The sequence below is a fragment of the Chryseobacterium angstadtii genome, from assembly GCF_001045465.1.
Classification (GTDB): domain Bacteria; phylum Bacteroidota; class Bacteroidia; order Flavobacteriales; family Weeksellaceae; genus Chryseobacterium; species Chryseobacterium angstadtii.
On the sequence record NZ_LFND01000002.1, the window covers coordinates 445,556 to 472,091 of the forward strand.

The 26,536-nt window shown below is 37.2% G+C and carries 27 protein-coding genes; 7 read left to right on the top strand and 20 right to left on the bottom strand.

Going from position 1 to position 26,536, the window contains the following annotated elements; genetic code table 11:
• Positions 1–2: 2 nt before the first annotated feature.
• Genes ACM46_RS07355 through ACM46_RS07365 form a run of 3 tightly spaced genes read left to right on the top strand, consistent with a single transcriptional unit; the run spans position 3 to position 1,547 of the window.
• A complete protein-coding gene (locus ACM46_RS07355; protein ID WP_048505986.1) occupies positions 3–401 on the top strand; it encodes a putative signal transducing protein in 399 nt (132 codons plus the stop codon).
• Between the two features lie 43 nt (positions 402–444).
• On the top strand, positions 445–1,050 hold the full coding sequence (locus ACM46_RS07360; RefSeq protein ID WP_048505987.1) for a fumarylacetoacetate hydrolase family protein: 606 nt from the start codon (positions 445–447) through the stop codon (positions 1,048–1,050).
• 59 nt (positions 1,051–1,109) lie between these two features.
• A complete protein-coding gene (locus tag ACM46_RS07365) occupies positions 1,110–1,547 on the top strand; it encodes a universal stress protein (protein WP_048505988.1) in 438 nt (145 codons plus the stop codon).
• Between the two features lie 76 nt (positions 1,548–1,623).
• On the opposite strand, the gene ACM46_RS07370 is transcribed toward ACM46_RS07365, so the two are convergent.
• Positions 1,624–1,857: a DUF6341 family protein gene (locus tag ACM46_RS07370; RefSeq protein ID WP_048505989.1), complete on the bottom strand. Its 234-nt coding sequence runs from the start codon at positions 1,855–1,857 to the stop codon at positions 1,624–1,626.
• 42 nt (positions 1,858–1,899) lie between these two features.
• On the opposite strand from ACM46_RS07370, the gene ACM46_RS07375 reads away from it, so the two are divergent.
• The 3 genes from ACM46_RS07375 (at position 1,900) to ACM46_RS07385 (ending at position 4,077) form a co-directional block, all read left to right on the top strand.
• Positions 1,900–2,805, top strand: a complete 906-nt coding sequence (locus tag ACM46_RS07375) for a DUF6427 family protein (RefSeq protein WP_048505990.1) — start codon at positions 1,900–1,902, stop codon at positions 2,803–2,805.
• Positions 2,806–2,810: 5 nt separating this feature from the next.
• Complete coding sequence (locus tag ACM46_RS07380; protein ID WP_048505991.1) at positions 2,811–3,395, top strand: DUF3109 family protein; 585 nt, start codon at positions 2,811–2,813, stop codon at positions 3,393–3,395.
• Between the two features lie 316 nt (positions 3,396–3,711).
• Positions 3,712–4,077 (top strand): helix-turn-helix transcriptional regulator, encoded by a 366-nt coding sequence (locus tag ACM46_RS07385; protein ID WP_048505992.1) that lies wholly within the window; start codon positions 3,712–3,714, stop codon positions 4,075–4,077.
• A 61-nt stretch (positions 4,078–4,138) separates the two neighbouring features.
• Here ACM46_RS07385 and ACM46_RS07390 read toward each other — a convergent pair whose 3' ends face one another.
• The 14 genes from ACM46_RS07390 to ACM46_RS07450 form a co-directional block, all read right to left on the bottom strand.
• The gene (locus ACM46_RS07390) at positions 4,139–6,994 is read right to left on the bottom strand and encodes a M16 family metallopeptidase (RefSeq protein WP_048505993.1); all 2,856 of its coding nucleotides are present in this window, start codon (positions 6,992–6,994) and stop codon (positions 4,139–4,141) included.
• A gap of 153 nt (positions 6,995–7,147) precedes the next feature.
• A complete protein-coding gene (locus ACM46_RS07395) occupies positions 7,148–7,834 on the bottom strand; it encodes a hypothetical protein (protein ID WP_048505994.1) in 687 nt (228 codons plus the stop codon).
• A 409-nt stretch (positions 7,835–8,243) separates the two neighbouring features.
• Positions 8,244–9,578, bottom strand: a complete 1,335-nt coding sequence (locus ACM46_RS07400) for a trigger factor (RefSeq protein WP_048505995.1) — start codon at positions 9,576–9,578, stop codon at positions 8,244–8,246.
• 365 nt (positions 9,579–9,943) lie between these two features.
• Positions 9,944–10,531, bottom strand: a complete 588-nt coding sequence (locus ACM46_RS07405) for a hypothetical protein (protein ID WP_048505996.1) — start codon at positions 10,529–10,531, stop codon at positions 9,944–9,946.
• An 18-nt stretch (positions 10,532–10,549) separates the two neighbouring features.
• A complete protein-coding gene (locus ACM46_RS07410; RefSeq protein WP_048505997.1) occupies positions 10,550–12,943 on the bottom strand; it encodes a TonB-dependent receptor in 2,394 nt (797 codons plus the stop codon).
• Positions 12,944–13,018: 75 nt separating this feature from the next.
• Positions 13,019–13,222 (bottom strand): hypothetical protein, encoded by a 204-nt coding sequence (locus ACM46_RS23185; protein ID WP_131707558.1) that lies wholly within the window; start codon positions 13,220–13,222, stop codon positions 13,019–13,021.
• 81 nt (positions 13,223–13,303) lie between these two features.
• Positions 13,304–13,636, bottom strand: coding sequence for a hypothetical protein (locus ACM46_RS07415; protein ID WP_241485976.1), 333 nt, complete (start codon positions 13,634–13,636; stop codon positions 13,304–13,306).
• A gap of 332 nt (positions 13,637–13,968) precedes the next feature.
• On the bottom strand, positions 13,969–15,897 hold the full coding sequence (locus ACM46_RS07420) for an ABC-F family ATP-binding cassette domain-containing protein (RefSeq protein ID WP_048505999.1): 1,929 nt from the start codon (positions 15,895–15,897) through the stop codon (positions 13,969–13,971).
• 188 nt (positions 15,898–16,085) lie between these two features.
• On the bottom strand, positions 16,086–17,423 hold the full coding sequence (locus ACM46_RS07425; protein WP_048506000.1) for a T6SS phospholipase effector Tle1-like catalytic domain-containing protein: 1,338 nt from the start codon (positions 17,421–17,423) through the stop codon (positions 16,086–16,088).
• A gap of 159 nt (positions 17,424–17,582) precedes the next feature.
• Positions 17,583–18,260 carry a response regulator transcription factor gene (locus ACM46_RS07430; protein ID WP_048506001.1) on the bottom strand — a complete coding sequence of 226 codons (678 nt, stop codon included), beginning with the start codon at positions 18,258–18,260 and terminating at the stop codon, positions 17,583–17,585.
• Positions 18,229–18,957, bottom strand: a complete 729-nt coding sequence (locus ACM46_RS07435; protein WP_241485977.1) for a sensor histidine kinase — start codon at positions 18,955–18,957, stop codon at positions 18,229–18,231. Before ACM46_RS07435 ends, ACM46_RS07430 begins: the two co-directional genes overlap by 32 nt.
• 50 nt (positions 18,958–19,007) lie before the next feature.
• The gene (locus ACM46_RS07440) at positions 19,008–19,631 is read right to left on the bottom strand and encodes a hypothetical protein (RefSeq protein WP_048506002.1); all 624 of its coding nucleotides are present in this window, start codon (positions 19,629–19,631) and stop codon (positions 19,008–19,010) included.
• Positions 19,632–19,655: 24 nt separating this feature from the next.
• The gene (locus ACM46_RS07445) at positions 19,656–20,393 is read right to left on the bottom strand and encodes a hypothetical protein (RefSeq protein ID WP_048506003.1); all 738 of its coding nucleotides are present in this window, start codon (positions 20,391–20,393) and stop codon (positions 19,656–19,658) included.
• A 133-nt stretch (positions 20,394–20,526) separates the two neighbouring features.
• Positions 20,527–21,147, bottom strand: a complete 621-nt coding sequence (locus ACM46_RS07450) for a DUF5715 family protein (protein ID WP_048506004.1) — start codon at positions 21,145–21,147, stop codon at positions 20,527–20,529.
• 219 nt (positions 21,148–21,366) lie between these two features.
• On the opposite strand from ACM46_RS07450, the gene aqpZ reads away from it, so the two are divergent.
• Positions 21,367–22,086, top strand: coding sequence for an aquaporin Z (gene aqpZ, locus ACM46_RS07455; RefSeq protein WP_048506158.1), 720 nt, complete (start codon positions 21,367–21,369; stop codon positions 22,084–22,086).
• A 124-nt stretch (positions 22,087–22,210) separates the two neighbouring features.
• On the opposite strand, the gene ACM46_RS07460 is transcribed toward aqpZ, so the two are convergent.
• The 5 genes from ACM46_RS07460 to ACM46_RS07480 form a co-directional block, all read right to left on the bottom strand.
• Positions 22,211–22,756, bottom strand: a complete 546-nt coding sequence (locus ACM46_RS07460) for a hypothetical protein (RefSeq protein WP_048506005.1) — start codon at positions 22,754–22,756, stop codon at positions 22,211–22,213.
• Between the two features lie 83 nt (positions 22,757–22,839).
• The gene (locus ACM46_RS07465) at positions 22,840–23,823 is read right to left on the bottom strand and encodes a LuxE/PaaK family acyltransferase (RefSeq protein ID WP_048506159.1); all 984 of its coding nucleotides are present in this window, start codon (positions 23,821–23,823) and stop codon (positions 22,840–22,842) included.
• Positions 23,824–24,006: 183 nt separating this feature from the next.
• Complete coding sequence (locus ACM46_RS07470) at positions 24,007–24,798, bottom strand: UDP-2,3-diacylglucosamine diphosphatase (RefSeq protein ID WP_083997357.1); 792 nt, start codon at positions 24,796–24,798, stop codon at positions 24,007–24,009.
• A 30-nt stretch (positions 24,799–24,828) separates the two neighbouring features.
• The gene (gene queD / locus ACM46_RS07475) at positions 24,829–25,275 is read right to left on the bottom strand and encodes a 6-carboxytetrahydropterin synthase QueD (protein WP_048506006.1); all 447 of its coding nucleotides are present in this window, start codon (positions 25,273–25,275) and stop codon (positions 24,829–24,831) included.
• Between the two features lie 118 nt (positions 25,276–25,393).
• The gene (locus tag ACM46_RS07480) at positions 25,394–25,780 is read right to left on the bottom strand and encodes an acyl-CoA thioesterase (protein ID WP_048506007.1); all 387 of its coding nucleotides are present in this window, start codon (positions 25,778–25,780) and stop codon (positions 25,394–25,396) included.
• Positions 25,781–26,536: the final 756 nt, after the last annotated feature.

Consider the following 26,536-nt stretch of genomic DNA (forward strand, 5'->3'; position numbering starts at 1 on the left):
CAATGTCGAATCTGGTCCGCTTTAAATTTTACGAAACAGCTCTTGAAGCCAACAGGGACAAACAAATTCTTGCAGAAAACGGCGTGAATGGTTTTATTGCCAACGAACAGCTCATTCAGTCGGATTGGCTGCTTTCACAGGCTGTGGGCGGCATCCAATTACAGGTTTTTGAAGAAGATGTAGAAAAAGCTAAACAGATTCTTCAGGATTATAATGACAATGAAGCGTATTCACTGGAAGTAGAACATACCATAAAGGATCCTGCATTTGATTTTGTATGCCCGAAGTGTGGTTCAAATCATATTTACAGGGACGATAGAGCGACGAGCTTTTTTGGAATCTCCATTTTGTCAAGCCAGAAATTTGTCTGTTATTATTGCGGGAACGAGTTTACGCATTGATATCAGTTTTCATAAAGAGAAATAATAAAAAAGCATACGTGATATGAAAATCATTTGTATAGGAAGAAACTACAGCGAGCATGCTAAAGAATTAGGAAACGAAATCCCTGAAAAACCGGTTATTTTCATGAAACCTGACACAGCCGTTTTAAAGGGAAATGATTTTTATATCCCTGAATTCTCCGAAGATATTCATTATGAGCTGGAAGTGGTTCTAAAAATCTCAAAAGGAGGGAAATATATTCAGAAGGAAACAGCGCATAAACATTATGAAGAAATCAGTTTAGGAATAGATTTTACGGCCAGAGATCTTCAGAGCGAACTTAAATCCAAAGGTCTTCCCTGGGAGCTTGCCAAAGGTTTTGACGGTTCTGCAGTGGTAGGAAATTTCTTCAGCAAAGAAAATTTTGATCTTGAAGGACTGCCGTTTTCATTATTACAGAATAAAGAAAAAGTTCAGGACGGAAATACCAAAGACATGATCTTCAGCTTTGATGATATCATTGCTTTCGCTTCTCAATACTTTACTTTAAGAGTAGGTGATCTTATTTTTACAGGGACACCAAAAGGCGTTGGAAAGGTAAATGAAAACGATGTTCTGGAAGCGTATCTGAAAGATGACAAAATCCTTGATATCCGAATATTATAAGTATTTAACATAAAAATCCGGCTTTTTTTTCTTATCTTTAGGATACAAAATTAGAGGTCATGATAAATATTGTACTACCCGTAGATTTTGGGGACAAAACAGAACAGCTTGTAGATGGAGCCGTAAAATTTGCAAAACAGCTCAACGGCAGAATCTTTCTGATTCATGTGGCACCGGCAGATATTGGTTTTGCCATCGGTGATATGGGATATCAATATTTTCCTGAAGTAGAAGCCAATGAGATTAGAAGCGAGCTGGTAGAACTGAATAAGATTGAACAAAGAATCATCGCCCATGATGTAGACTGCGAGCACCTTTTAAAACAAGGAATTGCCAAAGAGATCATTCTGGATTATGCCAAAGCAAAAAATGCAGATTATATTGTAATGGGATCGCATGGAAGAAGCGGAATTTATGATGTATTTGTAGGAAGCTTAACCAAAGGGCTTACTAAAGATTCTCCTGTTCCGGTACTTGTACTTCCGATTCACGAATAGAAATTGAATTTTAATCGTTAATAAAAAAACCGATCAGACTAAAGTCCGATCGGTTTTTTACTATATAACCAATTAATTAACCTTCTTTTTTAAAGATCTTAGGATCGTAGTAAGGGTTTTTACCCTCAGTCGGAGAATAATAGTCTTTGTCTTTATCACCACCAAGTGTTACTACTAATACATAGCACCAATAAGTAAACAGTACACAGCAAACGATAAATAAAATCCAGTTTAAAACATTTCCAAATGTATCAAAAAAACCGAAACTAAATTTGAAAACTTTACTTAAGAATAACCAGAAAGACGTCATTATTTTCCTTTTTTAAATTAACTTTGTACAAATTTATAAAAAATGTTTAAATTACTTTCAAAAGAAAGCAATATTTTTTCAATTCCTGTGTATATTGGTTTTCTTCTATTAGTAGTTATAATATTCAACATCCTGAATTTCAACACTTATGAAGCAATCATTGCCGGAATAACTTTCCTGGGAATTGCTTTGGGATATTTTTGTTTCCACAGCATTGCTCTTAATTATCAGACGCATCTGCCGTTATTTTTATATACCTTCTTTATTTTCGGACTGTATCCCGGAAATCTGGACATTGGAGTTGCGGTAGCTCTGCTTACCAATTCCTTTTTGCTCCTGCTGCTCACCAGTGCAGACGAAGACATCAGAAAAAAATCTTATGTTCTGGTAGGCGCCATTGTTGCCCTGAATTTTATTTTTCTTCCGACAACGTGGCCCATGGCTCTTTTCGTGATTGTTCACGTCATCGCTACCTCTCAAAAAATCAGTTTAAATCTCTTCAGATTTCTTTTGGGAACTATAATGATTGCCTTCAGTTATTTCTCTGTCATGTTTTTTTTCCATTTCACCACCTGGAATCTCGATTATTTTCCTTTTGGAAAAATGAAGCCAATGACAGATTATACGGATCTCGTTCCTTTGGTTCCGATTGTACTGATGCTTATTTATGCTGTATACGACCATTTTACAAACTATAACAAAAAAAGCCCGATCAGCAGATATAAATACACTTTTCTGCTTGTCTTTTCGCTGGCCCAGCTGGTCACTATTATTCTGTATATGAATAAAAGCTACGAATATTTACTGCTTCTGGCATTTCCATCGAGCATTATCCTGAGCAGGATGATGAGATTTTTACCCAAATACTGGATGCAGGAGGTAAGCTTATGGCTTATCATCATAAGTTTGATTACTTTTAAAGCAGGTACGTATTTTGATTTATTTTAAAGATTATGATTCAGATAGACGATAAATTGATTTCAGAGGATATATTTTCCGAAGAATTTGTTTGCAACCTTACGAAATGTAAAGGTGCATGCTGTGTGGAAGGAGATGTAGGCGCTCCGCTAGATAAGGATGAACTTGAAATTTTAGACAGTATTTTTGATAAAATAAAACCTTATCTTACACAGGAAGGCATCAAAGCCCTTGAAGAACAGGGTACATGGACTACCGATCCTCAGGACGGTATGTATGTAACCCCTATGGTAGAAGACCGAGAATGTGCTTACGTCACATTCGACGAGAAAGGAATTACGAAATGTGGTATTGAAAAAGCATATGAAGACGGCGCTGTTGACTGGCAGAAACCTATCTCCTGCCACCTCTACCCAATCCGTATCACCGAATATTCTACATTTACAGCCCTGAACTACCACGAATGGAGCGTGTGCAGCGATGCCTGTGCACTGGGAAAAGAACTGCAGGTTCCTATCTATAAATTCCTGAAAACTCCGCTCACCAGAAAGTACGGTGAAGATTTCTACGGCGTTCTGAGTGAAGCTGCCGACGAATGGAAAAAAGCCTATGGCTCTTAAAACTATAAAACCGTGGAAAACTCTACGGTTTTTTTTATTGATTCCGAGCCTGTTTATTTCTTATTTTTTTAAACGTAAGGGAAAACAAAGAATTGAATTGAATTGAATATTCCTTTATTTTAAGATAAACAAAGGTGTAAACTTATATAAGTAATACCCTATTTTTGCTTTAATTTTTTTTGTCAACAAATATTTTTGATTAATTAAAAACACCTGAAAAGATCATCTGCATCATGATTACAGAGCATTTTTTAAAAACTTGGATAAGGATTTTAAGAATACAATTTAAATTCGCATTTTTGTAAAAAAACCGGCTATGCAAAAAGAAAAATTACGTGCAATAAGAAAACAGAAAGGCTATACCCAACAGCAGATCGCCGACATCATAGCCACTGATGTATCCAACTACAGCAGAAAAGAAAGCGGCGATGTAAGGATTTTCAGGGATGAATGGGAAAAAATCTCCCGTTTTCTGGACCTTCCCATTGAGGAAATTTATGAGGACGATGAAGTGAAAACTATTATCCAGAATCCGGTATTCCACGACAGTCCGGGATCTTATGCCATGGGACATGTCACTAATTTTAACAATGAAATGAGTCTTGCCATTATAAAGAATCTTCAGGAATATATAGAGCTTCTGAAAGATGAAGTGAAAAGGCTGAAGGAAGGGAAGAAATAACACCATAAAAAAACCGCAGACTGCTCTGCGGTTTTTCTTTTATTCATGATTCTGAATACTCTTATTTTACAACGGATGCACTGGTCACAGCTGATTTGGCATCTGTCTTTTTATTATTTTCCCAACCGTCTTCCGGCATTAGTGTCGCTGTAATTTTTCCTTTGCTAAGGTATTTTTTAGCAACATCCTGAAGATCTTTTACCGTTAATGCTTTTACTTTTTCCTGATAATTCAGAATATCATATTTATCGCTTCCGTCCAGTTGGTTTTTAGCAAGAGAACTCAGCCAGAACATATTATCTTTAAGTTCTGTTTTGTTATCGTTGTATTCTCCTTCTTTGTATTTGTCAAGGTCTTTCTGTTCAGGGCCTTTGTCAATTAGCTTCTGAAGTTCCGTCACCGCACTTTTGGTCAGTTTTTCCGCATTTTCAGGACCGCAAGGGAAACTGATGCTGAAATTGTAGTTGCTGTAAGGAATCTTGCTCATACTTCCTCTGGCACCTCCGCCGTAAATACCGCTTTCGTCTTCTCTCAGCTTCTCAATAACCTTGATGGTAGCTACCTCTCCAAGGGCTGCAAGCGCTAAAGCTTCTTTTTCACTGTAAGGCGTTTCTCCGCTGTAGGATATGGTTACCAGACTCTTAGGATCTTTTCCTTTTTTGTATACTTTCGAATAATCTCCGGTCAGCTGTCTGTACCCCGTATCTTTGAATGTCGTGGATTTTCCAGAGGTAGGAAGTCCTCCGATATACTGAAGGACCTGCTCTTTAAGCTTTGCTTCGTCTATATTTCCCACAAAATAAAACTGGAAGTTTCCGGCATTGGCAAATTTCTCTTTGTAGATATCGTATGCTTTTTTATAATCGGTATTGGCCCAGTCTTTTTCCATCGGGAATAATCCGATAAATCTTGGGTTCTTTTGGTTCATGAATTTCGCATGCTCATTGGAGAAATAAGCCTGAGGATTGGACAAAAGATTATCCAGCATCGCAGACTGTTTTTCTTTGTAAGCATTGAATGCTGCAGGATTGTAATTTAAACCTGTAAAATAAGCATAGGTAAGCTCCATAGCTGTTCCTAAATCTTTTTGGGTGGTTCTTCCTGAAATTCCTTCAAAGTAAGGCCCAATCATAGGGTTTACACTCACCTGCTTTCCTGCAAGGTAATTGGTAAGATCTGCTTTTGAGAATCCTCCAACTCCCGCTTCAGATAATGCACCGAAAGCAAATTGAGTTTTAATAAAATCGGCATCAGAGATCAGTGAGTTTCCGCCTAAGCTTCTTGCGGAAAACAAAATTTCGTCATCTTTGAAATCCGTCTTTTTGAAAGTTACTTTCGCTCCGTTGCTTAAAGTCCAGGTTGTGGTTCCCAGTTTGGCATCGGTTTCGGTTTTTGCTATTTTTCCTTCAGATTTGAAAGGTTTTATCAGGTTTTTGATGGTTGCTTTCTCTTCGTAAGGTTTTAGGTCTGCCATTTTTACGGCTTCGAACGTATTCATCACCATAGCTTCCGTAGGCATGGTAACGTTGTCTTTCTTAGGGCCGGTTATCACGACCACTCTGCTGTCGTCTTTCACCATTTTTTTGATGATATCATTGGTTTGCGCCAAAGTAACGGTAGGCAGGAATGATTTTGTATCTTCATATTCCCAGGCAATTCCTGGCATAGGTTCCTGTTCCAGGAAATTTCTTACATATTCGTCTACCAGTCTGTCGCTTTCCGTCTTATCACGGTTGTTGTAAGATCTTTCAAGATTGGAAAGCATTTGAGATTTTGCTCTGTCGAGTTCAGACTGTGTAAACCCGAATCTTTTCGCTCTTTCCACTTCTTCCAGTAAAACTTTCAGTGCATTCAGCTGGTTTCCTTCTTTTACCATAGCAAATCCCTGAAAAGCTTCTTTGGTTCTTGCGTATGTTCCTCCATGATATACCGATCCGAAGGTAAAAGGTGGATTGTTTGAGTTGATCAGCTCTCTAAGTCTGTTGTTCAGCATCGTGGTAGAAAGACTTTCAATAACACTTTGATTGTATTGCTCCACCGTTACATCCGGCTGATACGCTTCAGCATCTTTCATGATAAACTGAACCATAGAATTGGTAGCATCCGGATCTGTTTCAATGGCTACAAGTGTTTCCTTATGATTGGGCAGGTCAAATACTTTTCTTTCTCTTGGTTTGGAAGGATTTTTATATTTGCTGAAATTATCTTTAATTTTTTTCTCAACTTCATCTACGTTGATGTCTCCTACTACCACAATAGCCATCAGATCCGGTCTGTACCACTCCTGATGAAACTTTCTGATAACATCCGGTTTAAAGTTTTCAAGTACTTCTTTTTTCCCGATCGGAAGGCGTTCTGCGTATTGGGATTTGTATAATAGTTTAGGAAGATATTTATCCGCCATTCTTTTGTCTGCTCCAAGACCGAGTCTCAGTTCTTCAAGAACAACTCCTCTTTCTTTGTTGATCTGTTCATCGGAAAGGGTGGCATTAAAGGCCCAGTCTTCCATTACTTTCAGCCCCGCATCCAGATTTCCTGCTTTATCCAATGGAACAGGAAGCATATATACTGTTTCGTCAAAGCTTGTATAAGCATTCAGGTGTTGTCCGAATTTCACACCGATCGACTGCAGGAAGTCTACCAGTTTGTTATCCGGGAAATTCTTGGTTCCGTTGAAGTTCATATGCTCCATAAAGTGAGCTAAACCTCTCTGGTTTTCATCTTCAAGAATAGATCCGGCATTAATAGCCAAACGGAAGTCTACTTTCTTTTCAGGTAATGTGTTTTTTTTGATATAGTACTTCATTCCGTTGGAGAGGGTACCGATTCTCACAGAAGAATCCACAGGGATGTTCTGGCCGAAAACATTTGAGGACATCAGGAAAATGACCGCAAATGAGGATAAAACTTTCTTCATATAATTTGATTTTATTTTCAAACTAAAAATATCAATTATTCATAACCTGAAGAAGGAATAAATTTCACATCATAGTTAAATTTGAGTTAAAATTATAAATACAACAAAAAAGCCGGATATTTTCCGGCTTTTATCTCATAAAATGATTGATTTTTATTTAAAATCGGCATCAGAAACACCTGTATTTAAAACAATTTTAGTGGTTTTAATGGTTACTTTCTGACCCTTACCATCAATCTCTACTTCTGAAGGGAATTTCAATCCTTCTACCGTCATATAATTTTTTACGGTAACCGTTCCTTCTCCTACGGTAGATTTGTAAAGAAGTCCTGTAGCGGCATCAAAATAGAACTTTCCTTTTTCTGAAGCCAATACGTTATAATCTTTATTGTCCACCTTCTCTACAGTGGATGTTTTAAAGCTGGAAGGATCAAAGGCCAAAGCTTCCACCGTGGTTCCTTTTTTCAGTTCAGCAATATTTTCTGCCGGAAAATCGGTTTTCTGTCCTGCTCTTTCTATATATCCTTTTTCGCCGTCAAAAACCTGGCTTATTTTCTGTCCCATAGCAGTCTGTACAGACTTGAATTTATTTCCCTGCTTTATGGTACTCATGGTAATATCCATTCCCTGAACACTAAGGGTATTATCAATCACTGTAGATTTTACGGCTTCCAGTTTAGCTTTTCCTCCTAAGGCCTTGAAATAATTATCAATCACTTCTTTAGGGGTAAGTTTGGATTTTATAACTTCCGTTTTCACAGAAGCGGCACTAGCCTGCTGAGCGGCTGCCGGAGCCGAGAACAGTACAGCACAGAAAAACGGAATGATGATCTTTTTCATATCTATAATAAGTTTAGGGTGTAAATATATGAATAATGACCTCAACAAATAAGCCAAAGAATACTTATCCATGATACATTATAATACCTATAAGAATACTTTAAGCTTTTTTAAGAAAATAAGCTTGTGAAAAGTTGATGCGAAATAGAATCACAGGGTGGCGAAAATTGGAATTTTACTGAAAGCTAGAATGTCCTTTTGTGCCTTGTAGTAACCATGTCAAGGTTTTGAACCTTGACATGGTTAACAGAACCGCTCAAATCCGGATAGCCTCTAACTTTCTTATCCTCATTAAAACAAAAAGCTATTATCCGGCATTCGGGTTAAATAAATAAAAACACCTTTAAACCGGACATAAAAAAAACCTCTGATTTCTCAAAGGTTTTCAAATATTTATATCTTAAATAAATTATTTTTTAAGTTCTTCTAAAAACTCGTCGTGAGAGATTTTAGTTTCCTTTTTAGAAGCTTTTTCAAGAATAACATCTTTCAGTTTAGCCATAGCTACTTCAGAAGAAATTTGTCTTACCTGCTCCTGGTCTTTCAACATCTCAACAGCATATTTCTGGATTTCTTCGTCTCCTAAGTGGTGAATTCCGTAGATAGCCAATTGGTTTCTTACCAACTGCTCAGCCTGTGCCAATACATCAGCATAGTCTAACTGGATTTCGTTATCCGTCATTAATTTACCTTCAATGATCTGGTATCTTAACTGGCTCTTCTCTGCATTAAGGATTTCTTTTGCCTGTTCTTCAGACTGGATATTCTGGTTAGAGAATAATAACCATTTTACTAAGAAATCTTCAGGAAGTTTTACTTCTTCTTTTTCAGTAACCTGCTCCAATACTTTATTCACATAGTGAACGTCTGCATTCTGCTGGAAGTACTCATCCAACTCAGATTTTACTTTTTCTTTAAGCTCTTCTTCAGAAGTAATGGTTCCTTCTCCGTACACTTTGTCGAATAGATCCTGGTTTAGCTCAGCCAAGTTCAGTGAATAGAAGTCTTTTACTTTTACTTCTACTTCAGCATGGTGTAAATGCTCTACTTCTTCTTTAGTGAATCCTAATTCTTTAGCCAATTCTTCATCACCTGCAAGAGTTTCTTTAGATACTTTTACAGAACCGTCCATCTTCAATGCTTTTACCAATTTGAAAGCTTCTTTGTTTTCAGCAGTAATGGTAGCATTTTTTGGGTGGTGGTTGTGCTCTCCTTCAGCATCTTCTTCTACAACCTGAGAAATTTCTAAAGCTACATAAGAATCTTTAGTGATTTTATCCTGAGGAACCTGCTCTGCAAAACGTCTCTGCATGTTCTCAATGCTCTTTGTAATTTCTTTGTCGGAAGCTTCTACTTTATAATGAGGAGCTTCATATTTAGCTAAATCTATAGTGAATTCAGGCTCATATCCTACTTCGAAAGCAACTTCAATTTTATCAGCATTGTAATCCAATTGGTTTACGGGCTGAGGAACAGGCTGACCAACTAATCTTAACTTGTTTTCGTTAACATAGCCGTTCAATGCGTCAGAAACCTGTTTGTTGATTTCTTCGAATGCAATACCTGCTTCATATTGTTTTTTAACCATACTCAAAGGCACTTTCCCTTTTCTGAAACCAGGAACTTGCGCATTTTTAGCATAATTAATCAACTGCTTTTCTACTTTTTCTTTGTAGTCAGATTTTTCCAATGTCACTGTAAGTAATGCACTTACGTCATCATGGTTTTGTGCGGTAACCTTCATTATTGATTAAAATTTTAGGTTGCAAAAATATGAATTTTTTATGAAAATCACCCACTTAAAGTCAACTTATAACGCCAAAAATTGTTAAATAAAAAACCACCGGGAATTCCAGTGGTTTTTTGTCAACAAGATTAAAGGTTCTATTCATTAACCTGATTTCGGGATAAAAAGATTTCAGATCTCCAGGCTAAGGTTGAGATTTAGAAAGATCAATCGTTAATTTTGCTACGCAAGTGAAATGTGAAGGTCCTCCAACTCCAAGATACACCCCAAATAACCCATCACTTCCCAAAACTCTCAAATCCTCCGACTCTCAAACCCGCATCCCGCATCTCGAGTCCCGGACCCTAAAACCCGAACTCCGGTTAATTAATAATGTTATAATTCGCCTGTGCGTCTGTTTCCCCTCCCGTATGAGTTCCATAAATAACGCCGTTTCCACTTACTGCAGAAGCTTCAGAAACTGTTACCGGCTCATGGAATAAGGTAAGCACCAACTGGCTGGTAGCAGCAGGATTTTTTACAGCCGCATTGACTACCCATTTTGTTTTCAGTCCAACACGGTTTCCGTCATCTCTTGTCGAGCCGGCCTCATCTGTACGGGTTAAAGTAATATCAGAGTTTGGAAAGTTATATACCAGGAAATGTTCATTTTTAGCTTCTATAATTTCCTGCGTTGCATCTTCATTCCCATTTTTGAAAATTACTTCTACATTATAGGTATGACCGTTGATCAGTTTAACATTCGGATTCGTGGTACTGTTCACCTGGTAATCATACACTACAGGAGTTCCCGTAGCTTCATCCGTTACTCTTAGAAGGACATCCGAAAGTTCTTCCTGAGGAAGATCGTCCGCTTCATCGTCGCTTCTGTTACATGATGTTAAACTGAAAGAAACGGTTAAGAATAAAAGTCCTAAGATAAGTGTCGTATTTCTAAAGATATTTTTCATTTTTTTGATTTTAAGTAATTAAAACTGATATTTAAGAGTTAAAATAAAGTTTCTTCCCATTTCGCTGGAAAAGAAACGAAGTCTGTTCAGATAATCCCTGTAAGACGTATTGAATACATTGCGGACTGAAAAATCAATTCCGAAATTTTTAGACAGATTTACCCCTGTCTGAAGGTTCCAAAGTGAATATCCATTCGGAGGTGTAGAAATATCTACTTCCTGGTTGTAAGCATTTCCATCTGAATCAAACAATCGGATGGGAACGTTATAAACCGGGAATCTCGTTTGTTTCAGATAAGTATTGTTACTTACTGAAAAATAAAAGTTCTTCCATTCTTTCTTATTGAATTCCAATGAATTATTAAAATTCGGAGGCATCATGAGAATAAGCGGTACATCATGCGTTGTATCCTGCCCATACACGTAGGAACCGCTTCCTTTGTAGGTAAGGTTATTTGTAATTTTAAGCTGAACATCAAGATCTAATCCATACATTTTCGCATTGATCTGCTGATAATTATAGACTACGAAAGCTCCGCCCCACTGTGTATTCTGATATCCCGTAGGAATCTGGTTGATAAAATTCTGAGTATAAAAGAAGTACGGGTTCACTGAAATATTCAATCCTTTTAAAACATTGGCTTTTACATCAGCCACTAAATTAAACTGGTTTCCCGTTTCACTTTTCATTCTCATATCTCCTCTTTCAATAATAGCTGCGGAATGGTGAAGTCCGTCTGCAAAAAGCTCTGCAACGTTCGGAGATCTTGAAACTCTGGCATAATTGAATTTCAAATTAAAGTATTCTGATGGATGATAAACAATTCCTCCGTTTGCTGAAATATTATTATAGCTTAAAGATGGGTTTGTAAGAATTCTGTTTTGGTTGATTCTTACTACAAAATCCGAATAATCCGCGGCATACATCTTATTCCAGTCACTCAGATCATACCATTTTGTGACTTCATAACGGTCATAATCATATCTTCCTCCCAGTTCAAGATCCAATTCGGGTGTAATTTTATATTTGAATACAGAATAAATTCCTGCATAATACCGGTCATAGTTCGGGACAAGACGTCTTGCTTCTGTCTGCGTATTGGAATAATTGTTTTGATACCCTGCATTAATCCCTGTTTCAAGATTCCATTTTGCTCTTTCGATCAGGTGATTTACATTCAGATCATTGGTAATCAGTTCAAGATCCAAGGCCGGTTTTTTGCTGAGTTCTTCCGTACGTCTGATGTCATATTCTTTTCTATGATTGTACTGAAAGCTGTAAGTCGCCGTAATCTTTCCAAAATTTTCAAACCTTTTGTAAGCAGAAACTTTAGCAATATGATGCTCTATTTCCTGTCTCGGGTTATCAATATCATAACTGAAATCCCTTTGGTAAATAGGTTCAGGAGCTGTAAGAGCATTGCGAAGGTCTTCAGAATTTCCTACATGAGAACTTCTGAGAATTCCTATCGTACTCTTCGTCAGATAATAATCAAAAGAAAAACCTTTTTCAAATGTCATCTTCTGAACTCCAAAATTAAATCCGGAGCTTTCCAGTCCTGTATTCATCAAACCATAATCCGGCGCTTCAAGATCACCCAGTTTTTTATAGCTTCCATTGGTTTTCACAGCCCAGCCATTTTCCCAGGTCTTTGCCAGTTTTACATTAAGATCAGCTCCTCTTCCGTTGGAAATTCCGGAAAGAGCAACACTTCCCATTATGGTATCTTTCTTAGGCAAAACCTGAGGCTGTAAAACCACGACTCCCCCAACAGCTCCGCCGCCATATTTCAGGGCAGACGCTCCTTTTATAACATCAATATGTTCAAAATTATTGACATCCACGTTGGGTGCATGCTCTACTCCCCATTCCTGTTCGGCCAGTTTTACCCCATCATTAAGAATAGAAACCCGGCTACCGTAAAGCCCATGAATAATAGGTTTTGTGATATTATTTCCCGTTTTGAGAACGTTAACTCCGGAAATGTTTGTTAATAGATTTCCCAGATTTTCGCTCACGTTTCTTGAAATCATGGATTTATCAATGGTTTTCACAACCATGCTTCCATTGTTCTTGTGACTTCCGTGAACCGTAACTGTCTCAATGTCTTTTATATGATGCTCCAGAGTAATTACCAAGTGTAGGTCCCGATCAACTGCTATATTTTCAGTATAATCGTCACAATCGGGATGCCTGGCAACGAGCACATATTTTCCTGCGGGAATTTTATTGAACGTAAAATTACCTTTAGTATCTGTTTTAGCTGTAAATCCGCCGATATTAACGACAGCATTTTCCAGCAAGGTTTTATCATGAAAATCCTGAACAGTTCCTTGTACTGTAAATGTTTTTTGTGCACTTATCAATGTCAGCCCACAAAGGACCAACATCAGGCTATATATCAATTTCATTGTCTATAGATTGATTGTGTACCGTTTCAGGTACATTTTTTTTGCGTAAAAATGTGGTATGGGTTGTTTCAGATGTCAGATTTTTGTTGGTGTCAGACAGGAGATGGTCTCCGGAAGGGTTGAAACAAAAACAAAACAGTTAATCCTGTTCAGCCCGGCTGTAGAAACTTTTTCTATGCAAGACCAACAGAAACTCCCGGTTTCCATCTTCCCGATCTGAATATGGTAAATATCTGAACCCTGAGCAGTATCTGTAAACCGCAACGTTACATCGTTCATAACGACATCCGTTTTCCGGAACCAGCCACTGCCAACTGCTTACTAAAAACAGCAGTAAAACCCAAATAAAGAATCTATGATTTATGAAACTGCGGGAGGGCCCCGAAGCTGAAAAGTGAATTTGGTCTGAGACCATATTTTTTCCTGAACTGCAATAGTCTGCATGACCTCATGACCGAAATGATCAAAAGTAAAGCTGAATTCTTCAGGAATTAAAGTATTTCCGGTAGCTAAAAAATGACATGCCAGACAGTCGCCCGGCTTTTCTTTAGCGGTAGTTTTAGCAATGGTATTTTCTGTTTTTTTAAGATTGAAGTTCTTAAAATAGTCAACAGTATCGTGATGGTGAAAACTTTGAGAAAACAGCGCAATGAAGTAAATTCCAAACAAAAGCCTGGAAATAAAACGCTTCATAGTTCTGTTGTCTTTAAAAACCATATTTCAAAAGTATGAAAATAATTTAAGTTTTATGATGAAGGATGTAAAAACTATTCAATAGGTCGTTGAAAGGGAGAGCTTGTTACAGGAGTTGATGATAGAACTGAGAGACAAGAATCAAGAGACAAGAACCAAGAACCAAGACATCAGATACCAGACATCAGATTCTAGACATGAGACTTTTTTGGGTAAATTTTAGTTTCCGAATCCGGGTTACGAAGATCGAACCCGCAACTACCAACAATCAAAATCTCTATACTCATATACTCTCCAACCCTAATACTCTCCAACTCCCAAACCCGTAACTCCTAGCTCAGTTGAGAACCCAAATGTTCCCATTCCTGTAAAGCTACTTCCAGTTCTTCTTTCGTTTTATTATATTTTTCTAAAGTTTCTTCAGACGGATTTTCCTTCGTAAAAGAAGCTTCGAATGTTTCGATTTCTGCTTCAAGTTCGGAAATTCTTTCTTCTACTTTCTTTAATTTATTTTGAATATTTTTTTGCTCTTTGCTTACGATGGTTGATGATTTCTCTTCCACCTTCACTTCTTTCGGAGCCAGTTTCACCTCTACTTTCACTTCTTCGCCGTGAAGTTTTGCTTTTTCGGCAGAAATTTCTCTGAGTGTTTCTTTTTGTCTGTATTCCAGATATTCTCCTACACTTCCCAGGAATTCTTTCATTCTTCCGTCGCGGAATTCATAAATTTTATCACAAAGTCCGTCCAGGAATTCTCTGTCGTGAGAAATCACGATCAGTGTTCCTTCAAAATTCTGCAGAGCCAGCTTGATGATCTCCTTAGACTGAATGTCCAAGTGGTTCGTAGGCTCATCCATAATCAACGTGTTGAAAGGACGAAGTAATAATTTACAAAGTGCCAGACGGTTTCTTTCTCCTCCGGAAAGTACTTTTGTCTTTTTGGAAACTGCTTCACCCTGGAAAAGGAAAGATCCTAAAAGATCTCTTACTCTAGGTCTTGTTTCTTCCGTTGCAGCATCTTCCGCTTCTTCTAAAACCGTTTTATTGGGAGTCAGAACTTCTTCCTGGTTTTGGGCGAAGTATCCAATGTTCACATTGTGTCCCAGGTTCCAGGTTCCTGAATAATCTTTAATATCTCCGGCCAGAATTTTTGCCAATGTGGTTTTTCCCTGTCCGTTTTGTCCTAAAAGAGCAATTCTGTCTCCTCTCTGAACAATAAAGTCTACGTCATCAAAAATCTGCTTGTTTCCGTATGCCTTTCCTAAGTGATCTGCCTCAAAAATAACTTTTCCGGGAACCATAGACTGTACAAAACGGATATTGAATTTTGAAACGTCTTCATTATCAATTTCAATACGCTCAATTTTATCCAGTTTTTTAATCAGTGACTGTGCAAAAGATGCTTTGGTAGCACTTGCACGGAACTTATTGATGTTGTCCTCCATCTGCTTGATCTCCGCATCCTGATTCTTTTTAGCATTGATCAGCTTTTCACGGCGCTCTTCACGCATCACCAGATATTTGGAGTAGTTGGCTTTATAATCGTCTACTTTCTTATTATTGATATCAAAAGTTCTGTTGCACACCGCCGTCATGAACTGCTTGTCGTGACTTACCAGAACAATAGCACCGGGATAATCTTTCAGGAAGTTTTCCAGCCAGATGATGGATTCCATATCCAGGTGGTTGGTAGGCTCATCGAGAAGCATGATGTCATTTTTCTGAAGCAGCAGTTTTGCCAGTTCAATTCTCATTCTCCAGCCTCCGGAAAACTCGTCGGTAATTTTGCGGAAATCATCTGCTTTGAATCCTAAACCGAACAGTACTTTCTCCATATCGCCTTCAAGATTGTAGGCATCATGGTTCATCAGAAGATCGTTCAGCTCTGTCATTTTATTGATCAGTTCAGAATAAGCATCACTTTCATAGTCTGTTCTTACAGCCATCTGGTGATTCACCTCTTCCAGTTCATTTTTCCATGCATTGATCTGCTCAAAAGCCTGCATGGTTTCATCCCAAACCGTTCTTCCTTTTACAAAATCAAGATCCTGTTTCAGGAACCCGATAGTAACACTTCCTTCACGGACTACGTTTCCTTCATAGAAATTAATTTCCCCTGAAAGCATTTTTAATAAAGTAGATTTTCCTGCTCCATTTTTTCCTACGAGCCCTACTTTATCATCCTTTTTAATGGTGAAATTGGTGTTTTGAAACAGATAGTTTCCTGAATGATGTAATCCTAAACCTTGAACCGAAAGCATTTGTTTAAATAAAAATTAATGATGAATAATGAATTTCCGGGTGCAAAAGTACGGAAAAAGAAATGAATTGCCGAGAAATAATAACATTCTGGTTCACAATAGATTTATTCATTGACGCAAAAAGGGATGTCCTGCCAGACACCCCTTCGTAACCTAAATTTAAAACTGAAAAGTACTAACGTTTGTATCTAATTCTGTTCTGCCGCCATGGATCTTATCTCAATAGTACGGCTCCAGATATCATTATTCGGAACATTGGTCCCATACAGGAAGTCAGCCACAAAGCTGTCTTCGGGAAGATGCAGATCTGTCACCAGTTTGGTATGGATTCCTCTTTCTATGGATGTACTGCTGGGTACATTCAGACCGTTGTTGATCAATTCTGCCTCAATTTCATCATCTGATTTACCGGAAACATCTCTAATCGTTCCAAAATTGGCTGAAATATGGGTATAATCTGCAAGAGCTGTATAATCATATTTTGGTTTCAAAGCAGGTAAAAAGCTTTCAACATAAGCCGCTAGGTCTGTATAAAAATCTGAGAGGAAAGCATCATTTTCGATATCAAGTCCCACACTGGCAAGGTCTGTACTGAATATTCCAGATACCGCATTATTGGTTTCCTCCAGCATAATTCTTCCGTACACAAACGGAAGGGTATTCAGCACCAAATCTCTGGAAACATAGGCCTGAGACAAGACAACTCCTCTTTCAATCTGAAAACCAGAAAGCAGAGCGTCCCATATCTTATTTCCTTCAGCATCCGTTTTTGCATTTCTTACATCCGAAACATAGTCATTCAGATCTTTGACATTAATAAAATCCGTGGAAATGTATACGGAATGCCCTGCCGGAAGATAACCGCCGCCTACATCAGCATGGGCTCCGGGAACGAAAATTTCTTTCCATACGGAACCGGCAGTCTCGGTTTTGGTATCCTGCATATTTCTTGAATTCTCAAAGAAACCGGTTAATGGAAAAAAGAACCTGCATTCGTTCACAGCACATATATGAAGGGCATTTTCTACCTGCTGCGGCAGTCCCATATCATAGGTATTGAATGGTTTGGATTCCACCGTATCAAAAACACCCAGAAATTTTATGCTTACATTTCCTGAAGGATACTGGGTTGCAAGCAGGTTGCAGAATTCCCTTGCCAGCATACTTCCCCTGCTGAATCCGTATACATAAAAATGGTAGTCTATATTTTTATTATTGATCAGATTCCGGGTAAACGTAACTGCTTTCTGCAATTTGTCATCAGAAGAATATCCTTGTGCATCCGGAGGATTGGCGCATGTTGCCATAGCAAAATTGCTGTCTTCTTCTCCTGTAAATGTACCTATCCCTTCTACGTATATTTTATTACTTCCGTAAAATAAGTTGAATAATTTATAAATATTGGTGGGTGCGCCTTTATAGCTTTCATTGTTCACTGAAGGTCTTTTTCCTGCCGCCGCATTGATCCCATTATTTCCTGTTCCGTCAAAAAAGATCCCGACAGACATGGCTGTATCGTTTTCCATCGCTGTGTTTTATTTTAATTGTTAAAAGTTTTTCCTCAACATTTCCATAATATGATTCTGTTTTAAATCCCGTTAAACTTATTTTTCAAATTAACGGAAGAAGGAAAAGCGATACTAGCGTGAAAAATACCAAATAAAAAATTCCGTATTTCTACGGAATTACATTTTGTCGAGAGAATATATATTGTTCACAACGGCATAAATTACGATACCTACCGTGTTCTTGGCTCCGATTTTTTCAAGAATCCGCTGGCGGTGGCTTTCTACTGTTCTGGGGCTTATGAAGAGTTTTTCACCGATCTCATTATTGGTATACTCCTGACAGATCAGTTTTACGACATCTTTTTCCCGCTCAGAGAGTTCGTCCTCCATTTCAAATAAGGATTTCTTTTTTGCGGAACTGTTCATGTAGGTGAAGAGCATCTGATGGTCTTCTGCCGTAAAGAATACGCCGTTTTTATACACCATTGTAATGGCATCAATAAATGTTTTCTTATCCGAATTTTTGGGTAAAAACGCAGAAACCCCCAATTTGACCATATACCCAAGTATAGAAGTTTTGTAATGCGAAGAGAGGATGATGATTCTGAGCTCAGGGTATTTTTCTTTAAGGATTTCTACCAGTTCAAAACCGTTCATGGGCTGCATCTGTACATCCACCAGTGCAATATGTGGAAATTCTTCTTCCGGAAGACTTCCTAATTTCTCAATAAAATCCGGGCCGTTATTGGATGTAAGACATACGGAAATATTCTTTTCATTCGAAAGCAGCATTTTTACCCCTTCCAGGATCAGCTGTTCGTCATCAATTAAGGCTATTTTGATTTGGGAATTCATTGTTTTTTGGAATTATAATGATTAAACGGGTTCCTTTATTTAAAGTACTTTTCCATTTATGGGCAGCATTCATGGATTTTATCCGGGATTCAATATTTTTGATTCCCATTCCTTTTTTCACCAGATTATAATCAAATCCCTGTCCGTTATCAGTAATGATCACCGACATATTCTGAGGATAATCTTTGATATAGATCCAAATATCCGAGGCCGTAGAATGTTTGATCACATTGGTGGTAAATTCCTGGATAATTCTGTACAGCTGTACTTCTACAAAGATATCTTTTTTCCCATATCCGGGCATTACCTGCATGGAAATATTGATCTTGTGCGAGAGGTTGGCTATCAATTCTTCCACATAAAGAACAAACCCCACCGATTCGAGGTTGACAGGATATAATGAATGGGAAATACTTCTGGCCGCATCAATAAGGGATGCCATCTGGCTGTAAATGTTTTTTTTGATAATCTCATCTCCTTTGGTATCCAGATTGTTCATCCAAAGTGAAAGAATATTCAGGCGGTTTCCTATATCATCATGGATCATGACGGCTATTCTTTTTCGTTCTTCCTCCTGAGCTTTGATATTTTCAAGTACGAGTTTTTTCTGGTGAAGAACTTCCGCTTCATGCTGGACATTCTTTTCCTTAATGATCCGGCTTATAAAAGACCGGTAAGCAAGGAGAATAAAGGACACTATAACGGTTATGGTAACAATTATAAGGACGAGAAGGCTGATATTTAAGGTTACTTCTTTAATTTGATGAAGGTATATAAAAATGAACAGTATAAAATACTCGACAAAATATTATTCACGCTCAGAATAATATAATAATCGTTTTCTGATAAATTGGCCAGCTGATGCTGAATAATAAAAATAAAAACCGAAACGGAATAGTAGAAAAAAATACTGGCATCTACAAGCAGGAAACGGTTTTGTGTGGAAGTATCTCTGATCTCACGGATCAGGGCAAATCCCGAAAGACAGATGATGATAATATTTGAAATCACCTTTACAATATCGCTGTTAGAAGGCCAGTCCACAGTATATTTTGATCCCATGAACCCTAAGGCCAGTATTCCTGTAATCATCAGGATATATTTCGGGAGCTCCAGCTTTCTTATGAATAAAGCGGTGACCAGAAAAAATTCACCTGCTATATAAAGCGGATACAGAAATGAGGTATCATTGAGGTTGAAAACATAAGGCAGAACCAGGTTCAGGAGTTCAATAAAAAAAAGAAAAGCAATACAATGAAAATATTGCTTTTCTTTATGATTTAATATACGGTATTTTGCTGCTCCCAACAGTATGATGGACAGGAGCAGACCATAGTTTAGGAATAAAATAGCTTTAAAAAAATCGGTCATTCCTATCTCTATACGTATTTAATTTTAAGATCCAAGTTCAGGAATACGGCATACAGGCGGACATGGTTTTGCCCAGTCGTAGGTATTTGAAACCATTTCAGTACTTTCTCCCTGCTGTAAAAGTTCATGAGAAGAAATAAAGATCAATGTTACCAGCATTCTCTGGTAGATATCATTGTGTCTTAATCCGAATGAGCATTTAACGCTTGCTACCTTTGGAATAGGGTGGCAAAGGTCTGCCTCAGGAATATAAAATCTTCTGAAGACTCTTTCTCCTTTGAATTCATTACATTCACGGAAGAACCACTCCATCCCTTCGTTTCTCCAACGCTCAATAGCTTCTACGGCTATATCCTGATCAAGAACCGGCTGGCTGGATACCGGGAAATTGGTATTCATATTATCATCTACTTTAGTAAGATTACTGGAAATAACAGCATTCTTAACGATGGTAAACTCTTTTGTTTCCTGCAGTCTTAAATCGTGTTTAAGTGGACCCAGAACTGTGTACTGGTATTCGGTAACTCCTTTTTCTCTATGCCCCTGTTCGTCCAGTGGAACAAAAATAAGATACATTTGGTTATCCAACACCCCTATTTCGGCACACAGATCCACATATTTGTTGGCATCTTTGATTTTTGTAATCTGATCTGAAGACAGATCAAAAACGTAATTGGTAGGGATCAGATTAGAGATCAGGTAATAATTTTGTAAATAACGATTCCATTCAGAGATGGCCGTTAAGTAATCTTTTTCGTTCATAAGTTCATGGTTTGTTTAGTCGCATAAAATTATACAAACTAAACATCCTGCACAAATAATCTCATCATAAATTTATTATTCGTAAAACAAATTTAATTTTCACCTATAAAAGATATTCATCAATGAAAAAAAATCAGTAGTTCCTTACGGTAATATGATAACAGCTTTGCTGTCTTTCTTTGATGTAGTAAATCCGGCCTGCATCCGCATAATATTTTAAAACTTTCTCCAGGGCCACTTCCATTTTCGGATTGTATTTCAGTACATCATTGAAACGTATGTAAGAAATATCAAAAGAATTTCCGTAATTGTGGGAGCTGATTCCCAGTGATGCATTGGAATTCACTCTTCTCAATCTGCACTGATCTTCAAGAGTTCGTGTAATGGATGAAACGGTGAAAGTATGTCCTTTGGTTTCTTTGCTAAATCTGGATCCCATTTTTTCCAGAGTCGCTTTTGCTTTGGAAACCATATAAGCCCGGCTGTAATCCAGTTTCTGAATGCGGTACCCTTTTCCTGTTTTCTTTATTTTGTGAAACTTTCCGCTGCTGATGTATTTCTGTACGGTTTTGGAATCTTTCAGAAGCTTCACCCCAAAACTTTTTGAGGCATCCAGATGTGCTTTGTACAGAGGCGTAGGTTCTACTTTCAGAACAGATTCAAGATCATAACAGGGAAGCGTTTTTTTTGCTTTCTGAGAATAATAAAAGCTATACATAAAAGGCAATAAAGCCACACAAAAAAACTTTCTCATTAACCATGCTTTTAAATTACTAAACGAAAGATAAACATTTATGCCATACCATTCAAGCGCATTATAATGTTACCCTGAAAAGATTCCCAACAAACATCAAACCAAATTATTAAATACATAATTTTAAGTTATAAAAAGTTAATTTTTTTTTACATTTTAACTTTTTATTTTAAAATTTAAATTTTACATTTGAGATACATTTATAAAATAAACAACATGATAAAAAAACTTTTTGCTGAATTTTTCGGCACATTTTGGCTTGTTTTCGGTGGTTGCGGAAGTGCTGTTTTCGCTGCCGGAGTTCCCGACATTGGCATTGGACTTCTAGGCGTATCTTTAGCCTTTGGTCTTACGGTTCTTACCATGGCTTATGCTGTAGGCCATATTTCCGGTGGGCATTTCAATCCCGCTGTATCTTTCGGACTTTTAGCCGGAGGCCGGTTTTCGGCAAAGGATCTTATTCCTTATGTTGTAGCGCAGTGTCTTGGTGCATTGGCTGCTGCAGGATGTCTTTATGTTATCCTTAACGGATCAGGAGCGGTAGATTTCTCAAAACCCGGGGCTTTTGCTACCAATTTCTACGGAGAAGCGGTTTACAACGGAAAAGCATTCAGTATGGGAGCTGCATTCCTTGCCGAGTTTTTACTTACTGCATTCTTCCTGATTGTTATTATGGGAGCAACAGATAAGTGGGCTAACGGAAAATTTGCAGGTATCGCTATTGGTCTGGCTTTAACATTAATTCACCTTATTTCTATTCCAATCACCAATACTTCTGTAAACCCGGCGAGATCACTTTCGCAGGCGGTATTTACGGGCGGACTTGCTATGTCTCAGCTCTGGCTGTTCTGGGCAGCGCCTATTATGGGAGGAGTTGTCGGAGGATTGATCTACAAGTTCTTACTTCAGAGAGATTCAACTGAGGTTGTAGCAGATTAGTACAAATCAATATAAAAAATATAGGCTGTCAGTTTCTGGCGGCCTATATTTTTTGGGTTGAAAGTTACGGGTTTCGAGTTCGAATCACGGAACCCGTATCCCGAAACTCTATTATCCCCATTAATTATTTCACCTTCTTAATATCAAAAGGATTTTTAAAAATAAGCTCTTCCTGTTTTCCTTTGATCTCCATTTTCCGCTGCAATAAGTTCAGAGCCATTTTCCGGATAAAAAGGTCTTTATCGTTCAGTTTCCAATAAGAATCTTCATGTACTTTTTTCGGGCTTCGTATGGGATAAAATTCTGTTTCCCAGGTGTCTTCATTGTGATAGAATTCAATAATTCCGCAATGTCCGGGAATAGCAGTATGCTCTATCATTCCCATCGGAAGCAGAAAGCTGAAGGTATTGCACATATAATCGCCACAGGAGATTTTATCATGTTTCAGGAATTTCTCCCCTGTATCTTTATTTAAGTATGATTTTTTGAAATCGTTTTTAAAATCGCTTTTTGAAAGTTTAATTTCAATTTCATGGCTGAAACCTTCGGCATCTATGAACAGGATATCCGCTTCCCAGTCGGCCTGGAAATAATTCGTGAGTACAATTTCTTTTTCAAAATCGCAGTGGGCATGGATATAAGCGTGAACAAGTTCTTCGATCTTCAACATTTATTGGATTTTAGAAGTTAGAAGTTAGAAGTTAGAGGTTAGAGTTTTAATTTTTTTTGGATTTTTCTCAAAAGTATTTAAAATCAGCTTACCAGCAAACTGCAGCCGCGGATATCGGAGTGATCTATTCTTCCCAAAACCTGAAAGCGTTCTCCCGGAAGGATTTTACCCAAATCCTGTGTTGCAATAAAACAGCAGGAATGGATATTGGCCAAATCAATGATATTAATCGCTCCGGTTCTCCCTTCCTGCTCATAGGAAAAAGGATCTTCCGCATTTCTAACCAATATTTTCATCCAATTGGGACATTCATATTCATTATTTCCAAGTGAATATGCCTGTGAAAGCAGCTCAGTCATTGAATATTCCGAGTAAATCCTATCTGTTTTCAAGCCATTCTGAAGAATTTTTAAAAGCTCGTCCTTTGTCATTTCTTCTTTTCTGCCTTTCATTCCCCCGGTTTCAATAACGGTCAAATTTTGAGACCCTGAAATAGAAAAACCAAGATTTTCAATGGAATCCAGGAAATCCAGCAAGGCAAATGATACTCCGAAAAGAATGACTTTTTTATCTTTCAAGCCATTTAAAAGCTCAAAAAGTTCAGCATGATTATAAAGAAAATAGCCATTTTCCGGCTTTCCGGACTTTTTCATCAGATAGTCTACCATATAGATCAGGGAAGAATTCTGTTTTTCCAGATAGCTTGGAAGGAGCCCTAGAAAAATAAAATCTTCTGGTTTCCCTATAAACTGTTCAAAACTTTTGTAAATGCTTTCTTCATATTTATTGGGATCTGCGATGAAATGTTTGGAAAGATTCATCTGAGTAGTTCCTGAACTTTGAAAAAATAGATCAGCTGATGCATTTTTATCCAGAATCTGATGGTTTTTGAACATCTCAATCGGAAGGAAAGGTATTTTTGCCAGGCTTTTGACTTCTTCAGGACGTATGTTCAGAAAATCTACAAATTTTCTATAGATCTCAACATTCTCATACTGGTAATGAAAAGCAGCTAATGATGCATGGAGAAAATCCTGTTCCGTTTCTATATTGAATATATTTTCCAATTTTTTACAATTATTTTCAAATTTATTATCCACTCACAATGAATGGATTACAAAACAAATTAAAATTTTTGAAATATTTTTTAACAGGAGGATTACACTTTGGTAAACTTCTTGCAATTACGTAATCGGAATATGGATTAAAAACAAGAGTGAGTTTCGATTCATTCGGAAATTACCTCTCTCTCAGGGGTAATTTTTTTTTGTTCCATCCTTAAAAGTTTTCAGCTCAAAATCCTTTTCGAAAACCCCGTAAGTAAAATAGGAGATCCAGTCTCCCAAATTGATGTATTTTGCCTTTTGATCCAGCTCCAGCACCATAGGAAGGTGGCGGTGGCCATAAATAAAGTAATCGAATTTATCTTTTTTTAGTTTTTCCTTCGAATAGATGATCAGGAACTCTTTATCTTCTCCCAGAAAGGCTTTATCTTCTTCTCCGGAAATCATTTTATTTTTCTGAGAAAGATACAAAGCTATTTTCATGGCAATATCCGGATGAAGCCATTTGAAAAACCACTGAGCAACAGGATTTGTAAACAGTTTTTTCATCCTTTTATATCCTTTGTCACCAGGTCCGAGGCCATCTCCATGAGCCAGCAGAAACTGTTTTCCGCCCATCTCAAAATACTGTTTCTGATAAAAAACCGTACACCCAATCTCTTCTTCAAGGTAGTCTTTCATCCACAGGTCGTGGTTTCCCACAAAGAAATAAATATGAATTCCTCTGTCTTTAAGCTCGGCTATTTTTCCGAGAACACGTACATATCCTTTTGGAATTACATGTTTCCACTCATGCCAGAAATCAAAAAGATCTCCCATTAAAAACAAAACCTGAGCATCTTCCTTGATCTCATCCATCCAACGGATAAATTTCTCTTCGCGCACCTTACTTTCTTTAGGGGTAGGTGCACCAAAATGCTGATCTGAAGCAAAATATACTTTTTTTCCAGGTTCTAAATTAATGATTGTTTTTAACACCAGTCTGAGGTTTTAATGAATAAATTACTGTTACTTATTGTCTTCTGCGAACCATTCTCCGTAAGAGTTTTCGGTTTCGTGAAGTTTAAGATAGGCCAGAGAAACCTCAGCCGGAAGTTTTGATTTTATTTTGGCTGCAATAGCATACAGCATATTCTCACAGGTAGGCTGAAAACTGCAATAGATCACTTTATGTCCCTTGCTCTCAAGATCTTCACCCAATTCTTTATGAGGAGACAGTGCATTCACGAGAACGGCATGATCCCATACATCTACAATCTCAGATTTTACGATACTTTTAATATCCCCAAAATCCACTACCATCCCGTTTTTGGAATTTTCCAAATCATTAATCACCTTTCCTTTTACCGTTACAAACAGTTTGTAGGAATGTCCGTGCATATTTTTACATTTCCCATCGTAGTTGTACAGCACGTGAGCTGTCTCGAATGTGAAAATTTTTGTAATACGTATCATACTGCAAAGATATGACAAAACATAATTATAAGCCGTGTATTCAATTTGGAAAAAATAATCTCATTATTATTCTCCGGACATTAAAATTATTTAACATAACCAGGATAATACTCCTCGTCTATTTAAGCTGATCCAGCCACGTATGTTCCAGTCTTTTAATTTTTCTGGTTTCTTTATCAAAAAGCACCCATAAAGTATGTGAATCTACTACCAGCTGTTCATTACAGTAAAATTCAACTTTTCTGGGCTGTCTGATCCCCTCAGGCTCTTTCGGATAGGTCTTAACGATGATTACATCTCCCAGATAAACCTGCTTTTTATACTGAATATGGTGATCTACCAGCATCCATACATCTTCCGGATAATCTGTTTTTTCCTTCACCGTTTCCCAGTGTTCTGCAGCCATTTCTTCTACCCAATGCACATACTGCACATTATTGACATGATTATTCTGGTCTATATGCTCTTTTGTTACTTCTATTTTCTTTTCATATACTAAATTCATAATACCTCATTCTAATTACATTACATCAAAGGTATGAACTTTCTTCAGGGGTCTTTATTTCAAAATCTTTAAATATGCTGATTATTCAAAAAAAGATAAACAAAAAAAGATGAAGCAGGCCAGCACAAAGGCACATACTTCATCAGCATCATTTGTGTTTTTAGAATCTACTTATTCTCTCATTAGATTATTACTGTTTCATATAAAATTTTAATATTAAATTTCTTTTCTGAAATTTTTTTTCATTTTTACATTTGTTTTCAAATATTTCAATCTGCTTATTCGACAATAATCTGTGCCTGGTCTAAAGTGAGAATAATGTGGGTGGCATACATTGCTGTATACACTGTTGTGTTTTTTTAATGGAATGAATTTGTGTTTTTAATAATTAATCGTTCTGTAATTTTTGTCAGTGATCATTCCTGACATTTCAAAACTAATACAATTCGGAAAACACAAAAACAGATTAGTCGGGAGGTTAACAATTTTTTAAATTAACAACCTGATTATCAATTAAAAAATAGAATTAGGTTAACATGTTTTTTTCAGTTATATAATACTTTTTTAACAAAAACACGGCTTCATTTGAGAACAAAAAGATGAAAAATTAAATCAAAATAATCGATTTCATAAAAATGTTATACAAAAAGACATTTAAAAGTGGATATAATTATAGTACCACAAATAGTACAACGTTAATCTTACACAAATGTCCGATTTCAATTTTTATGACAATATTTTCTCATTCTATTTTTT